14 protein-coding genes and 2 pseudogenes are annotated in these 14,869 nt (G+C 35.4%); 12 read left to right on the forward strand and 4 right to left on the reverse strand.

Going from position 1 to position 14,869, the window contains the following annotated elements:
- Window positions 1–8: 8 nt before the first annotated feature.
- The 3 genes from LXF01_RS07310 to LXF01_RS07320 are packed head-to-tail and all read right to left on the reverse strand — an operon-like array spanning window position 9 to window position 6,136.
- Window positions 9–3,449, reverse strand: a complete 3,441-nt coding sequence (locus LXF01_RS07310; protein ID WP_233945304.1) for a DEAD/DEAH box helicase family protein — start codon at window positions 3,447–3,449, stop codon at window positions 9–11.
- 30 nt (window positions 3,450–3,479) lie between these two features.
- Window positions 3,480–4,658: a restriction endonuclease subunit S gene (locus LXF01_RS07315; RefSeq protein WP_233945305.1), complete on the reverse strand. Its 1,179-nt coding sequence runs from the start codon at window positions 4,656–4,658 to the stop codon at window positions 3,480–3,482.
- A complete protein-coding gene (locus LXF01_RS07320; protein ID WP_233945306.1) occupies window positions 4,655–6,136 on the reverse strand; it encodes a type I restriction-modification system subunit M in 1,482 nt (493 codons plus the stop codon). Before LXF01_RS07320 ends, LXF01_RS07315 begins: the two co-directional genes overlap by 4 nt.
- A gap of 162 nt (window positions 6,137–6,298) precedes the next feature.
- Here LXF01_RS07320 and LXF01_RS07325 point away from each other — a divergent pair, with 162 nt between their 5' ends.
- Entirely contained in the window at window positions 6,299–6,910 is a 612-nt protein-coding gene (locus tag LXF01_RS07325) for an HAD family hydrolase (RefSeq protein WP_005171196.1), read from the forward strand.
- A gap of 5 nt (window positions 6,911–6,915) precedes the next feature.
- On the opposite strand, the gene LXF01_RS07330 is transcribed toward LXF01_RS07325, so the two are convergent.
- Window positions 6,916–7,122 carry a helix-turn-helix domain-containing protein gene (locus LXF01_RS07330; protein ID WP_005171195.1) on the reverse strand — a complete coding sequence of 69 codons (207 nt, stop codon included), beginning with the start codon at window positions 7,120–7,122 and terminating at the stop codon, window positions 6,916–6,918.
- A 92-nt stretch (window positions 7,123–7,214) separates the two neighbouring features.
- On the opposite strand from LXF01_RS07330, the gene LXF01_RS07335 reads away from it, so the two are divergent.
- From LXF01_RS07335 to LXF01_RS07385, 11 genes and pseudogenes are all read left to right on the forward strand, one after another.
- Window positions 7,215–7,697: a hypothetical protein gene (locus LXF01_RS07335; protein ID WP_233945307.1), complete on the forward strand. Its 483-nt coding sequence runs from the start codon at window positions 7,215–7,217 to the stop codon at window positions 7,695–7,697.
- Window positions 7,698–7,825: 128 nt separating this feature from the next.
- A complete protein-coding gene (locus tag LXF01_RS07340) occupies window positions 7,826–8,020 on the forward strand; it encodes a DNA-binding protein (protein ID WP_180089521.1) in 195 nt (64 codons plus the stop codon).
- Window positions 8,021–8,196: 176 nt separating this feature from the next.
- The gene (gene istA / locus LXF01_RS07345) at window positions 8,197–9,729 is read left to right on the forward strand and encodes an IS21 family transposase (protein ID WP_180089519.1); all 1,533 of its coding nucleotides are present in this window, start codon (window positions 8,197–8,199) and stop codon (window positions 9,727–9,729) included.
- Complete coding sequence (gene istB, locus LXF01_RS07350) at window positions 9,730–10,485, forward strand: IS21-like element helper ATPase IstB (protein ID WP_017386450.1); 756 nt, start codon at window positions 9,730–9,732, stop codon at window positions 10,483–10,485. It begins immediately after the preceding gene.
- A 52-nt stretch (window positions 10,486–10,537) separates the two neighbouring features.
- Window positions 10,538–10,753, forward strand: a pseudogene (locus LXF01_RS07355) (IS4-like element ISAba33 family transposase); the annotation flags it as partial.
- Between the two features lie 3 nt (window positions 10,754–10,756).
- A complete protein-coding gene (locus LXF01_RS07360; protein WP_233945308.1) occupies window positions 10,757–11,566 on the forward strand; it encodes a hypothetical protein in 810 nt (269 codons plus the stop codon).
- Window positions 11,567–11,621: 55 nt separating this feature from the next.
- Window positions 11,622–11,837 (forward strand): hypothetical protein, encoded by a 216-nt coding sequence (locus LXF01_RS07365; protein ID WP_233945309.1) that lies wholly within the window; start codon window positions 11,622–11,624, stop codon window positions 11,835–11,837.
- Between the two features lie 203 nt (window positions 11,838–12,040).
- A pseudogene (gltS, locus tag LXF01_RS07370) lies at window positions 12,041–13,263 on the forward strand (sodium/glutamate symporter).
- A 138-nt stretch (window positions 13,264–13,401) separates the two neighbouring features.
- Complete coding sequence (locus LXF01_RS07375; RefSeq protein ID WP_233945310.1) at window positions 13,402–14,217, forward strand: tetratricopeptide repeat protein; 816 nt, start codon at window positions 13,402–13,404, stop codon at window positions 14,215–14,217.
- A gap of 203 nt (window positions 14,218–14,420) precedes the next feature.
- Complete coding sequence (locus LXF01_RS07380) at window positions 14,421–14,633, forward strand: DUF4177 domain-containing protein (protein ID WP_078193931.1); 213 nt, start codon at window positions 14,421–14,423, stop codon at window positions 14,631–14,633.
- Window positions 14,630–14,842 carry a hypothetical protein gene (locus LXF01_RS07385; protein ID WP_180004964.1) on the forward strand — a complete coding sequence of 71 codons (213 nt, stop codon included), beginning with the start codon at window positions 14,630–14,632 and terminating at the stop codon, window positions 14,840–14,842. Before LXF01_RS07380 ends, LXF01_RS07385 begins: the two co-directional genes overlap by 4 nt.
- Window positions 14,843–14,869: the final 27 nt, after the last annotated feature.

Raw genomic sequence — 14,869 nt, forward strand, 5'->3', positions numbered from 1 at the left:
TAATATAACTAAGCCACCGCATCATTAAACGCTTCAACAACCCCAAATATGTTGTCAGCATCCGCATCACCAAACACACCATCAATCCCTTCATAGTGGATCTGATTAAACGGTGGTTCATATAACTGCGCTGCTTCTAGCACGCCATTTTGAGTTAAATGATCAATTAGCATTTCCACAAAACGTATTTGTTTCTCGTTATACGTTGAGCCTTGCAAATACTTAGAAAAGGCTTCTTGTACCGCCTGACGCTCTAATCCGACCAGAGAACGAATGAAGAGAGGTAAGGATTTTTCAGTCCCAAAACATTCTTCAAATTTATCTCGGCTTTCAACTTCTTGAGCTTCAAAAACAAAGCGTTCTAACTCACTTAAATCAGTCGGTGTAAGAGTCAAACCACGTTTTAACTTTGCAATCGTAATATGATTTTCATTCGCTTTGATGAAACTTTCTACACGCTTACGGTACTGTGCAAGATTGACACCACTTGATACGACAGGAATATCAACCGCTTGCATATCTCCAATTTCATCATCAAGCATGGAGTAGACAATGGTTGAGGTTGATTTCTCTATAAGTTTGACCAAACCGCGAATACGTTTACGCATCGCCTCAAGCATTGGCAAGGTAATGCCTTTCCAATATTCAACGGTTTGAATGTCTTGAATTAGCGCAATCTGTTCTGCAACAACAGGAATATTTTCTTTGCTTTCCAGTTTAGAAGCAATTTCAATCACTTTATTGGCATAACTCTGAATCGCTGTATTGTTCTTTTGCAATACTGCCAACTCAAGGTTGTAGCAAAGCATATCAAACAGTTTGGCTTCTAAGGTTTCAGGCTCAAGTTGGTTTGGTAATTTAGAAATGTGTTCTCGTAACGTACCAATGGCAAGGTCATCCAAGTTGTTCCAAGCATCATCATTTTTGAAGTGTTCAACATGCTCAAGTTCAGATTTCACAATGAAATTCTCATTGTTCATGGACTTCACTTCAGTCTGTAAACTCTGACGCATATCTTGCTGTACAGCTTTTAATTCTTCGGTGGCATCGTCCTTCGCATTGAGCAGACTAATGATATTTAAACGTGCTTTAAACAAGCGTTGTCCGAGTGGCTCTGTGGTCGCAACAGGCGCACCATCTGGATTTTCATTGAAGTATTCAAAGTTAGAACAGTAGTCAAAGATATAAAATTCTTTTTTATCATCTTCAGGGCTAAACAATTCTTTGCAGAGTCGTGTACCACGCCCAATCATCTGCATAAATTTGACTTTAGAGCGAACCGCTTTAAAGAATACTAAGTTGACCACTTCAGGTACATCAATCCCTGTATCGAGCATATCCACTGAAATCGCAATCTGTGGCTCAGGTAAATCTTTCTTGCTAAAGTCATCAATTAAGCTTTGTGGATACTTAGTGGCATGAGTAATGACACGGGCAAACTTACCATCATATTGCGGATAGTTTTCATTGAAGCGATCAGCAATAAACTGGGCATGTTTTTGATTGACGGCAAAGATAATGGTTTTACCAAGACGATCACCGCCTTCGGTCTTAATACCATTTTCCATCAAGTGCTTGAGCATTAAATCAATCGTGCCTGTATTAAACAGCTCTTTATTAATCTTGGATGCTGAGACTTCTTCAGGTGCATCTTGATTGCCCCAATTTAGACTATCCCAATGTTGTTTTTCTTCTTCTGAGAGTTCATCATATTTCACGCCTTCACGCATGAATTTAAGTGGGACAGAATAGGCTTTCGGTGGCACAAGATAGCCATCGGCAATGGCTTGATCAAGGTCGTAGTAATCGGTTGGGACACCGCTTTCTAAGCCAAACAGTGCGTATGTATCACGATCTACTTCATCTCGTGGCGTTGCAGTTAAACCAACAAGCAAACTATCGAAGTATTTAAAAATCTCACCAAATTTTTGGTATACGCTTCGATGCGCTTCATCAATAATAATTAGGTCAAACATGCCTGTACCGAATTTACGTGTACCATCGGCATTCATTTCATCAATCAAACCCATCATGGTTTGATAGGTCGAGAAATACACTCGACCAACCTGATTTTTATCCTCAAGTAAATTAACGAATGAGGCATCTTTTAAATTGGCTTTAAAAGCGTTGTGTGCCTGATTGACCAATGAAGTTCGGTCTGCAAGGAATAATGCTTTTTGCACTACATTGGCTTTCATCAGCACATCGACCAGTGCAATGGCAGTACGTGTTTTACCTGTGCCTGTTGCCATAATCAGTAAGCCTGCACGTTCTTTACGTTGATAGGCTGCAAGCATGGCTTTGATGGCACGAGTTTGGTAGTAACGCTCGACAATCTCTGCATTGATCGGGAAGCTGCTTAAATCAGGGTTGTTCTTACGTCTTTCGATCAAGCGTTTGAGTTCTGCTTGTGTGTAAAAGCCATGAACTAAGCGTGGTGGGCCACCTTGCACATCATTCCAGATTCGGGTTTTGTAGCCATTGGTATAGAATATGACTGGTCGTTGTCCTGTTTGTTGCTCTAAACAGTCTGCATAGAGTTTGGCTTGTTGCTGTCCTATATCAGGATCAGTCGATGTGCGTTTTGCTTCAACCACCGCCAAAGGCAAGCCATTGGCATCATACAGCACATAATCCACTGCACCTTTACCCGATAGACTCGGCATACCTGTTACAGCAACTTCCTCTCGAACCGATGTACCTATTTCCCAGCCTGCTTCTTCAAGCATGAGGTCAATTTTAAGTTTTCGAGTTTCGTCTTCTTTATAGTCGGTAGGGTCTTCGATTTTGCTGTTGGCAATCTTGGCTTGTTCAACGTCTGCACGTTTTTGTGCAAGTTCAGCATCTATATTTGCAAGTAATTTTTCACGCTCTTCTAAACTTGCGGACAGTTCAAATAATTTTTGTTCACGTTCCCGTAAAGCTTTATGTTGTTCAGCAAACTGTTTTTCTTTAGCTTCTGTTTCTTTTTGCAGTTGTTCTTGGTTGGCGATGATTTGCTGAGTATTGTCAGCATTTGGTATTAGTTTTGGGTTAAATAAAATCGACTGTGAACGATCTTTTGATGGTGAACCATAGTTGCGTTCAAACCAAACATACATCAGGAATAAATGGCTGATGTGCTTGACGGTTTCTTCGGTGGTGAGTTGTTTGAACTTTTTCCCATGTACGGCACTGTTGCCGACCATGCGGATATTATCCATTTTGTCCCAAATATAGGGCGGGATAATTTCTTTAAACTTTATGTCGTTGAGTAAGTTATGCAGTGAAGCATCATAGGGTTGGGTCAGTTTTTTATCGTATTGATACAGCCACAGTACAAGGTTTTCAAGTGATGTTCGAGCCGCAGCAAGGGCAAATTGAGGGGATATATACGTGAGCTTTTCGGCTTCTTTAGCAGTCGCTGCCAAGCTTTTAAATTCAGGTTCTAAAAACTGAAAATTGCTCATGTATATATTCCCTCATATTTTAATTAAATGTTATAAAGTGCCGTTAAATGCTTGGGTTTGTAATGATGCAAAAAGATTGTCATTCTGCACTTCAGAATCACGCATTTTATCTTTTTGAATGTTAATTAACTTGGCAATTTTCTCAAATTTTTCGATCATATGATTAGCAGGTTTAATTAAATCAAATGACTTAAAATCCGTTGGAGATATATGTGGGACTGTAGTTTCAGTAATTCGACAATGTTTTTTAAATTCAGGCATAGAAAGTATTTGAAAAAGAAAATTTGCTCCGAAACTTTCTTTAACTCTTAACCTAGCAACACGTTGAACTAAAAGCATATTAGGGTCATTTTCTTTAACTAAAGTTATTTTAAATCCAGTTGAGATCCATGGACGATCCATAGCTACTAAAATATCATTTTGAAGAATTTTAAATCTTGAATATTTTTCAAGTTCTTTCTCATTCCAGTAAGCAGTATCATTCCAATCTAATGTATTTGGTAAAATATTAATACCTCTACATAACTTGATTCCTGAATCCTTAAAATCAGCACTTTTAAATGCAAAACCTGTTAAAAATTCAACTTCATCTTCAAATTTAACTTTTTCCCACCCTTTAGGATTACTGACAGGATCGCCAAACATATCAATAAACGTGGCTTGTAAAAGCTGATCTAACTTTTCAATCGCTTGCTGACGTTTTTGGCGTAGCTCATCCGCTTGATCTAAAATAGAAGCAATTTGGCGTTGTTCTGCAAGTGGTGGGAGTGGGACAGATACAGATTTAACTAATTCTGTATTTAAGTTTTTTACGACTGCACCTGCGGCTAAGCCTGTGAATTTTCGATACATAAAATCACTACCTAATAAGTGATAAAAATAATCTGTATCTACTTTTGTTTTGTCAGCACTTAAAACCAACCAGCCATCATGAATACAACCAGTCGTTTTCATGATGTAAGGACGACCAAAACTCATCGAATTAGTCAATAGAAAATCATTTGGATGCACTAAACGAGTTTTATGCAGACCTTCAGGTTTAATCTTTTTTTCAGTTTTATAAATATATTTTGAACTATTAGATGCATCTTTAATGCTAATCCAATTTAATCCATTAGGATCATCTGTAATATATTGATCAATCGGACGTGGAGAACCACCACGAGCAATTTCGAAAATATCACCTAACTTAACTTGCTCCCAACTCACTTAAGCATCTCCTTAAGCGTAGCCATTCCTTTTAAAATATCCTGCTCAAGCACTTCTAAATCCGCCAAAATCTTGCTTGGTGCTTCATATTCTACTTGCTCATACACCACTTCTTTATAACGGTTAATCGACAAGTCATAACCATTGGCAGCAATATCGGCTTTATCCACCATAAAGCTTTGCTCTGTGGCTTTACGGTCTTTTTCACCCTCTAAGTTTTTAAAACGGGCAATAATGTCAGGAATGTTGTTATTTTCATGCTTTGAACTATCTAGCTCATTGCGCTTATCATCAAGCGAATAACCATCCGCCTGCATATCATAAAACCAAACTTTGTCCGTACCGCCCGACATGGTTTTGGTGAAAATCATAATGGCAGTTGAAACCCCTGCATACGGCTTAAATACTCCTGACGGCATCGAAATAATCGCTTCAAGCTTTTGCTCTTCCACAATCTTTTGACGCAAATCTTTATGCGCTTTTGATGAACCAAATAACACACCATCAGGCACAATCACCGCAGCACGACCACCTGTTTTTAATAGACGTAAGAACAAGGCTAAAAATAACAATTCAGTCTTTTTGGTTTTAACTACGGCTTGAATGTTCTTGGCACAGCTTTCATTGTCCAAACTGCCTGCAAATGGCGGATTGGCAAGAATCAGACTGTATTTTTCCGCAATATGCGAATGCGCTTCACTTAAAGAATCACGGTTTTCAATTCGTGGGTTTTCAACACCGTGCAGCATCATGTTCATCGAACCAATACGAAGCATGGTGCTATCAAAATCATAACCAAAGAAAGTTTCTTCACTAAAACGTTTTGCAGCTTCAGGATTGGCAAAAATCTCAGTGCTGTAATGATCGTTTAAATATTCACTTGCAGCGACTAAAAAGCCCGCTGTACCACAAGCAGGATCACAAATGGTATCGGTTGGCTTAGGTTGCATCAACTCCACAATCATCTTGATGATATGGCGAGGAGTACGGAACTGACCGTTTTGACCTGCTGAAGCAATTTTACCGAGCATATACTCGTAAATATCACCTTTGGTGTCTTTATCATCCATTGGCACTTCAGCCAATAGGTCAACCACTTTGGTTAAAAGTGCAGGTGTAGGAATAGTAAAACGAGCATCTTTCATATGATGACTGTAAGTAGTGTCATCCTCATTACCAATATTTTTTATGAATGGAAAAACTTCATTAGCAATGGTGTCATAAAGCTGTGTTGGATCACCAAGCGTAATAAATTTAGACCAACGTAAATGGTCTTGTTCTGGCGTGAAAATTGGTTTTTCTACAGCAGTTTTTAAACGGTTGGCTTTCTTTTCTTTGGTGATTTGAATTTCATCGAGTCGGCGGATAAAGAGCAGATAAGTCATTTGCTCCATGACTTCTAGAGGATTGGAAATACCACCACTCCAAAAAGAGTTCCAGATCTGGTCAATTTTGCTTTTAATTTCGCCTGTAATCACAATGATGACTCTCAAATTTCTTTGAGGGTATTGTGGTAGAAATCAAGAAAAAAAGCCATTTGAATTAAAGGGGATGCGACAAGGCTTGGCGTTATTAGATGATATTTAAAAGTAAATCAGAATAAACTTAGCAATAACTCTTAATGCTACCATTTAAATTTTATGAATGATTTCCCCCAAGTAATAGTTTTTGACGCTTTTGGAACTCTTGTGAAAATTGGTGAGAGCCGATCTCCATATCGTAAGTTGATGAAATGGTTGAAAGATAATGGTAGAAAACCAGGCACAAAAGACGCCAATATTATTATGTCTAATGCTGTTGATATTGAGCAATTGACTAAGCTCTTTGGAAAAGTGATTCCAGCACCACTTTTGAATGAAATTAATGATGATCTACAGTTTGAGGTAAATACAATCGAACTATACGAAGATACTGTTCATACACTTAGAAGTTTAAAAAACCTTGGCTTCAAAATCGCGCTCTGTTCTAACCTGGCAATGCCTTATGGCGAAAGGCTTAAAACACTGCTTCCTAATCTATTTGATGTGGTTATTTTGAGTTACGAGGTAGGAGCAATAAAACCTGAACATCACATCTATGAAGTAATACGAGAGCAATTAGCCTGCCAAATGCCAGATATGCTATTCATTGGAGATAATCCTCTTTTAGATGTGGAAGTACCTATCACTTTAGGAATGTCGGCAAGGTTAATTGAAAGAAATAAAATGCAAAATTTAAGGGAGGTACTAAGCGATCTACTACCTAATGACTGATTCTCTTATGGTAATAACTCTTTGGGATCAACTTTCAAAGTATTCGCAATTTCATAAAGCTTATCAATCGTCATATTGACTTCTCCACGCTCTATACGCCCCATATAACTACGATCAATGCCACACTGCAATGACAGAGATTCTTGCGTAATATTTTTCTCTTTTCTTTTATTGCAGATTAATTGACCAATTTTGATGGATAATTCTGACATTTGAGATCAACTGTTTAAAAAACAGAAATATCAGCAATTGAGGACTATACATCCACGGACTATAATCCTCTTTTTATGTAGGTCTATGAAACATGGCAAAAAATTTACCTCTACTTGATCGCTTTTTTGACATTTTTGAAGAACATGAAATTATTGATTGGAAAGCTAATCGTTTTTGGCAGCACATGGAATCAGAATTTTTAGATAACACAAACAAAGTTAAGGGACAGATGTATAGATATTTAAAAATATTTGTACAAAAAGGTTTTTTAGTCGCCAAACCATCTAAAATAAATAAAAGAATATATTTATATAGTGCCTCTGAAAATTTAATTAGTATGCAAAAAAAACATAAAGAAGATAGATTGAATCATGTTTTTGAAGAAAATATTATTGATATAAAAGAAAATTTAAAAAATATAGAGATAGAATTGGATTTTATTAATAAATTAATTTTACAACATTCTGAAATTAGTGAGAAATTAGAAGAATATAAAAATAAAATATTAATAGATTTTAAGAAGTATGAAATTCAATTAAAGACAATTGAAAATGTTGTTAGATTTTGTTTTTAAATAAAAATAAACACCAAATAACAAAAACATATATTTAGTTATATCAACAACTTAAATATAATTTCAGCTTGACAAGAGCTGTTTTTTTATTCTAAATTTAGCTCAAATTTAGTCAAGTTTATTCAAATATGATCAAGTCTATTGAACAGGTAAAAGAAGATTTTTCTTCTACTGGAAAATCGATTGCTAAATGGGCTAGAGATAATAAATTTTCTCCTGATTTAGTATATAGAATTTTTAGAAACAACAAGATTCCACAACGTGGCGAAAGCCATAAAATAGCTGTGAAGCTAGGAATTAAGGAGCAAAAAGATATGGATTAATTTACATTAATTTTTTATTTAAACTGCAGAAAGTATAAAGACCCATGCGGCAACATGAGTCTTTATAGATTTGTCTTTAACTTGCACGTACAAGACAAATTTATTCTAAAAGACATTGATGCTTTTATCAATGTTTAGGGTGCTTTCTGCCTCATTTTTTATTCTGAGGTATAATTATGAACACATCTATTGAAAAAATTAGGCTAGTAATTAGCTATATATTTAGTCATAAAAGCAATCGAGAAATAGCTAAAATTGTAGAAATCTCTCGTGAAACTGTGTCAAAAATCAAGTCCTTACTAATTTTGACAGAATTAACTTATGAAGATTTTACTAAACTAAACAATTCAGAATTAGAACAAAAATTAAAAATTAATCGCTCAATAAAACGTATCAAAAAGTCACAACCTGACTGCGAAGCGATTTGTAGTGAGTTAGCTACGTATAAAGGGCTTACAAAGGCTATTCTTTGGGAAGAATATAGATTGAAAACTCATGGAAATGGTGTTGGATACACACGGTTTTGTGAACTAATAAATCAAGCACAAAAACAAAAAGACATTCCAATGAAGCAAGAATATTATCCGGGTGAAATAGTACAAATTGATTACAGTGGGGATCTTGTAGATATTGACTTATTTAATGGTGATGTAATAAATGCCAATATTTTTGTTGGGGCTTTACCTTTTTCTAGTTTAATTTTTGCTTATGCCACGGAATCACAAAAAACCGAAGATTGGATTCGAGGATGCTCTCAAATGTTTGATAAAATTGATGGTATTCCTCAAACTATTGTTTGTGACAATGCTAAAGCATTAATTACCAAACATAGAAATCGAATCGTTGAAGTTAATCCATATTTTCAAGAATTTTTAGAATTTCATAAAATTAATGTTCTTCCAGCTCGACCACGGAAACCAAGAGATAAGGCAGTCAGTGAAAATGCCGTGAATATTGTACAAAAGCAGATTTTAATGAGAATACGTCATGAAAAATTTACAAGTATAAAGGCTTTGAATGAAAGACTTGAATATATGGTGGATTGCTATAATCATAAAAAAACTAAAACTTTTTCGCAGGGGCGGATGGCTATATTTCTTGAGCATGAAAAAAAATTACTTAGACCCTTACCTTTAATCAAATACAAAGTATTGAATGAATATTCGAAAACAATAGTACCTTCTGATTATCATGTGAAATATTTGAACAATTCTTACTCTGTTCCTCATCAGTATATTAGAGAAAAAGTTGAGCTAAAAATTTTAGATAATCAGCTATATATCTATCAAGATAAAAAACTAATCGCTCAACATACGCTTCTTCAAGGCGAAGGAAAAATCTCTACATTTTATGAACATAAAACGGAGAATCATAGAACTACAGATTATCTATCGAAGGAAAGTATTTTAAATTGGTCCCAATCAATTGGCACTAACACGTTTAATTACTGCAATATGATTATTTGCAAAAACTCAAATTTATACAACAACTTAAATTATTTATTTGATTTCAGAAGTTGGGTTAATAGTAAACAATTCATTGATCGACTTGAACAGGCCTTATGTTATGCCTATAAATTAAAAATAGAAAATTTGGCTAGATTAAAGTCCATTATTGAATCAAGATCATATTTGGAGTTTGATCAACAAGATGTTGTAAAAGAACATAAAAATCTGCGTGGTTCCAGTTATTATAAAGGGGGTAAATAAATGTTAAATCCTCATTTATCAACATTACTTGCACAGTTGAAATTGCATGGTTTTACTCAATCATTAGATTCTAATATTGATGCTGTTTATTCAGGTGAAATCAATTTTGAAGAAGCTATGATTGATGCTTGTAAAACCGAGTTGTTAACTCGAGCACGAAAGCTCACTGAACGACTAATACGAAATGCGCATCTAAGATATCCTCATGCTTGTATTGATGAAATTAAGTTTGATATAGAACGTCGTGGCTTATCAAAGCAATTTGTTAATAGATTTTCAGAGTGCACTTGGATTAATTTACATAAGAACATGAGCATACAAGGTCCAACTGGGGTAGGAAAAACATGGCTTGCATGTGCTTTCGCAACTGAAGCATGTAAAAAAGGTTATAAGACTATTTTTTATAGAGCATCTGAGTTTTTTGAAGCATTAGAACAAGCTATAGATCAATCAAATGAAAAGCTTTTTATTAAAAAATTGATTAGATATGATTTACTGATAATTGATGATTTTGGTCTTAGTAATATTCCTCCAAAAATAGAAACTCTTTTACTAGAATTTATTGATAATTATTCAATATGCGGCAGCTTACTTATTACAAGTCAATTCACATATGATTTATGGCACACAAAATTCCAAGATCCTACCATTGCTGATGCAATTCTAGATCGAATTATCCATAACTCTTATACACTGGAAATAGATGGTGACTCAATGAGGAAAACTGTAATGCTAGATACAACTACCACTCTTTAAGAGTGGTAGATTTTAAAGTGAAATGGGTGGCAGATTTTGAGTGTGATATACATGTTGGTGTTACTTAACGGGTGAATGGCAACATAATCAAAAAAAAGCGATAAAAATAAAGAAGCATGGACGACTCTCAATGAGTTTATTTCGCTATGGTTTAGACTATGTTCAAATGGCGATTCAGCGTTTAATTGGTTTTGGGAAAAAAGAAGAGTTTAAGGAAATTTTGGCAATTTTAAGAAAGCAGAATCCTGATAGGATAAGGGTTCTGTGAAATTTGTCGTGTACAGAGGAACTTAATATAAATTATATTGACTTTAATAATAAAATTTCAGACTCTTTTAAAAAGCTTACTTCAATCAGTATTGAAATAAATACACTAGAAAATGAGCTATCATTGTATAAAAATAGCATTAATAAACAGTTATCAGAATTCATCTCAGTTGAAAAAAAGTATATTGATGATCATCTTGTAAATTTACTAAATAATTTAAATATTAAATTTGAAGAAGCCGAAGTACAGATTAATAATCAAATTGAAAAAATAGAAAACACTAGTAAAAGTTTTAACGATTTTATTAGTGATGAGACTTCTATTAAGTTAACAAATAACTTCAAAGAAAAATCTGAGAGTGAGAGGAAATGGTATTATGGCTTCAATATGGTTAGTGGGATAGCAATTATATTTGCTATTTGTATGTCGTATTTTAGTTTGACTGAATTTGCTGATAATCATGCTAAAAATTTCACCCAGTTAGATTTGTATTATTTAGGAATAAGACTTTTATTCTCTTTTTTAATTTTTTCGACAGTTGCCTTTACAAATAAATTGGCAAATAAGCATTATTATCATTGGAAGAAAAATGAAAGTACGTATTTAAAATTGACAGCACTTAACTCATTTATTGCAAACATGTCACCTGAAAAACAACAGGAAATTCATGAGAAATTGATAGATGTATATTTTGGTAAGGAGGACTTAGATCCTACTATTTATAAGAAATATGATAATACTTCAGAAAATATTCTAAAACTATTTGCTGATAAGCTACCTAGCATTGGAGCTGAAACGAAGAAAGGAAATTAATATAATTGCATGATTTATGACATAATCCATTTTATTGAATTTAGTTTTTAAATTTATGCCCAAACAATCTCGCTTTCTCTGTATCGGTGGCTTCCTCAACGGAACACAAGTCAAAGACCAAGGTGACAGCTTTGTCTGTGTCGAAAATGGCAAACAGGTGACTTACTACAAAAAAGAAATCTTTAACCAAGATGCTTGGGATCAAGATTACTATGTCTGTGAAACCACCAGTGATAAAGAGGCGCATAACTGGGTATTCGACATCAAATAATATCTCAAAAATCTTTATATTCAGTCATAAATAACCAATGCTCAGCACATCACATACGCTGAGCATTTTTATTTATTTCAATTATTAGAGTTCAAAAAAGTGCTACAAATGAGGGGGTGAATAGCGTATTTACATTTTTCTAGCTGAAAAACTCCAATAATTATATAAAAAGATAAATAAAATTGAGCACTTAAGATTAAATTATGAATTATGAGCTAGATGCTTTTTTGACAATTGTCGTGGCGGTATTGGTTTTATTTATCGGGTATTTCTTTGTACATAAAATTTCCATCCTGAAAAATACAACATTCCTGAACCTGTAGCAGGTGGTCTAGTTGCAGCTGTAATTACTTTTATATTATTTAAAAACTTTAATATCACCGTAAATTTTGATGCAAAAATTCAGCAAATATTCATGCTGATGTTCTTTACATCTGTGGGTTTGAGCGCAAGTCTTGGAAAACTCAAAGAAGGCGGAAAGGCGCTGGTGCTGTTTTTAGGTTGCGTGATTGTTTTTGTCATGCTGCAAAACATCGTTGGTATCAGCTTGGCCAAAGTTTTGGGACTAGATCCACTCATCGGCTTAATTACAGGTTCCGTAACACTTACAGGTGGTCACGGTACAGCAGGCGCATGGGGTACAGTCTTTGAACAAGATCATGGTATACAAGGTGCAGTCGTACTCGGTATGGCAAGTGCAACCTTTGGCTTGGTGATTGGCGGCATGATGGGCGGGCCAGTGGCGAAATTCCTCATCCGCCGTTTTCAGTTGGCAGAAGAACTTGTACCGACAACAGGGCGTAATGAAGCACCGCCTGCATCCGAAACTGCACCATTCGAATATCCTGAAAAAACTCGTTTAATTACCGCAGATGATGCCGTCAAAACGATGGGGATGTTTGCCATATGTATCAGCTTTGCTTATTTCATGACAGACTTTGCTCGCGGTCAGTGGTTTGAGTTGCCTACATTTGTTTGGGCATTGGCTTGCGGTGTATTTTTAAGAAATACCCTAGAGCTTGGTTTTAAGATTGAAATGTTTGATCGCTGTATCGATGTCTTTGGTAATGCATCATTAGCGCTGTTTTTATCGATGGCGTTGATGTCATTGCAGCTCTGGTTATTGGCAGATCTTGCAGGCCCACTGGTAATTATTTTACTGGTACAAACCCTTGTTTTAGCACTGTATTTATACTTTGTAACTTTTAGGGTCATGGGAAAAAGTTACGATGCAGCAGTACTTTGTGCAGGGCAATGCGGCGTGAACCTCGGTGCGACGCCTACAGCGATTGCCAATATTCAGGCAGTGACTAATACCTATGGACCTTCACATAAAGCCTTTTTGATCATACCTTTGACAGGGGCGTTTTTTGTAGACATCGTCAATGCCGTGGTCATTCAGGCAACGATAGGCTTCTTCGGTTAACGCTGTATACAACGTTTAAAAATTGCTAAAGCATCTTTAGAGGGTGCTATAGCATTTCATTTTTTTCATCATCTTATTGATCAAGAATAATTAACAATGAAAACTTCAAAACATTACTCATCTCACATCAAATTGTGCATGCTATTTGTATTAACAGTACTTCCATTTTCCATAACCTATTCAGCTGAAATTGATGTCCAAAAGACCATCATTCAAGCGCAAAATAACCAAAAGCAGGCGCTGTATGATTTGGCTGTGCTGAAACATATGGGGCTAGAAGGTGTGGAGATTAATCTGCCCGAAGCCATAGCGTTGTATAAACGTGCTTCTGCCTTAGGGCACCGCTCTGCAAATCAAAATTTGGGATTGATATATTACAAAGGTGTCGGTGTAAAAGTAGATTATGTGGAAGCTGCAAAATGGTTTGAGATTGGTGCTGAAAGAAATTTAGAAGATTCAAAGCGTATGCTATTGATCATGAATAAATATGAACTCATTCCAAGGAATGAGAAAAAATTGGAAAGTCTTTTAATTGAATTTGCTAATAAAGGCAAGCAAGAAGATATCGAACAATTGGCCGACTATTATTACTATACGAAGCAAAATATGCAACTTGCTGAAAAGCCAACGATGTTATTGGCTGAACAAGGCTTGGCTCAATATCAGTCCCGTTTGGGTATGATTTATTATCAAGGTATTGATGAAAAGCCTGATTATAAAAAGGCTTATCCGTGGTTTTTAAAGGCTGCGGAAGCAAATGATTTGAACGGAAAAATTAGCGTAGCAAGTTTTTATTTGGGTGGGCTAGGCGTACAGCAAAATTTTGAAAAAGCTGCTGCATGGTTTAATTCGGCTTATGAGCAAGACCCTGTGAAAACATGTGAAATTCACAGTCTTGTTTTGTCAAAATTGAACAATGAAATACAACAATGTGAGCTAAGTAGAAAACAATAAAAAGCCCCATGGTTAGGGGCTAGTCGTATCACTCGCGTGATACTCATATAAGGCTCATCTCATACTGCGTGTATTAAAGCATAAAATTGAAAAAAATGCTGAGTAAATTGACAGTTAAAACTTTGTTGTTTTAGGAAAAAGCGATCGCTATACTTTGCCATGAACATTTGTTCACTTCACTATAACCATAAAGAACTATATTGATGAAAGAATATAAAGTTGTTATCTATCAAGAAGGTATGCTGGGATCTTTGCTGCTTGGCTCTTCAAAAGTTGATCCTGTTAAATTCACCAATTTTTTAAATCAAAATGCACAGCAAGGTTGGGCGGTGATTACGATGGAAAAGGATATCCGTCGTATGCTGCTTTTTTGGAAGCGCGAAGCTTATGTAGTTGTTTTGGAGAGAGAAAAATGAAATACGGTGTCTTTAGTGCACTTATTATTTCAGTTTTATGGGGTTTATTAGCCATCGCTCAATTATGGTTTGAGTTGCTCAGTGTCGAAGTATTTACCAAACTAACCGTCACAGTAGCGATCTTAGAAGCCATCATTATTATTGCAACATTGGTCATACGTGAGTATTTGACAGATAAAAAATTGAAAAAAGATGGCTATATAGATTAGAACACATAAATAGGGCAATTGAGTGCT

Origin of the sequence: Acinetobacter sp. SH20PTE14 (genome assembly GCF_021391555.1) — a bacterium.
Lineage (GTDB): Bacteria > Pseudomonadota > Gammaproteobacteria > Pseudomonadales > Moraxellaceae > Acinetobacter > Acinetobacter amyesii.

What these genes read in the sequence shown, in the direction of transcription:
- LXF01_RS07310 (WP_233945304.1), bottom strand. Translation starts at nt 3,449, where the DNA reads ATGAGCAATTTTCAGTTTTTAGAACCTGAATTTAAAAGCTTGGCAGCG.
- LXF01_RS07325 (WP_005171196.1), top strand. Translation starts at nt 6,299, where the DNA reads ATGAATGATTTCCCCCAAGTAATAGTTTTTGACGCTTTTGGAACTCTT.
- LXF01_RS07330 (WP_005171195.1), bottom strand. Translation starts at nt 7,122, where the DNA reads ATGTCAGAATTATCCATCAAAATTGGTCAATTAATCTGCAATAAAAGA.
- LXF01_RS07335 (WP_233945307.1), top strand. Translation starts at nt 7,215, where the DNA reads ATGGCAAAAAATTTACCTCTACTTGATCGCTTTTTTGACATTTTTGAA.
- LXF01_RS07340 (WP_180089521.1), top strand. Translation starts at nt 7,826, where the DNA reads ATGATCAAGTCTATTGAACAGGTAAAAGAAGATTTTTCTTCTACTGGA.
- istA (WP_180089519.1), top strand. Translation starts at nt 8,197, where the DNA reads ATGAACACATCTATTGAAAAAATTAGGCTAGTAATTAGCTATATATTT.
- istB (WP_017386450.1), top strand. Translation starts at nt 9,730, where the DNA reads ATGTTAAATCCTCATTTATCAACATTACTTGCACAGTTGAAATTGCAT.
- LXF01_RS07365 (WP_233945309.1), top strand. Translation starts at nt 11,622, where the DNA reads ATGCCCAAACAATCTCGCTTTCTCTGTATCGGTGGCTTCCTCAACGGA.
- LXF01_RS07375 (WP_233945310.1), top strand. Translation starts at nt 13,402, where the DNA reads ATGCTATTTGTATTAACAGTACTTCCATTTTCCATAACCTATTCAGCT.
- LXF01_RS07380 (WP_078193931.1), top strand. Translation starts at nt 14,421, where the DNA reads ATGAAAGAATATAAAGTTGTTATCTATCAAGAAGGTATGCTGGGATCT.
- LXF01_RS07385 (WP_180004964.1), top strand. Translation starts at nt 14,630, where the DNA reads ATGAAATACGGTGTCTTTAGTGCACTTATTATTTCAGTTTTATGGGGT.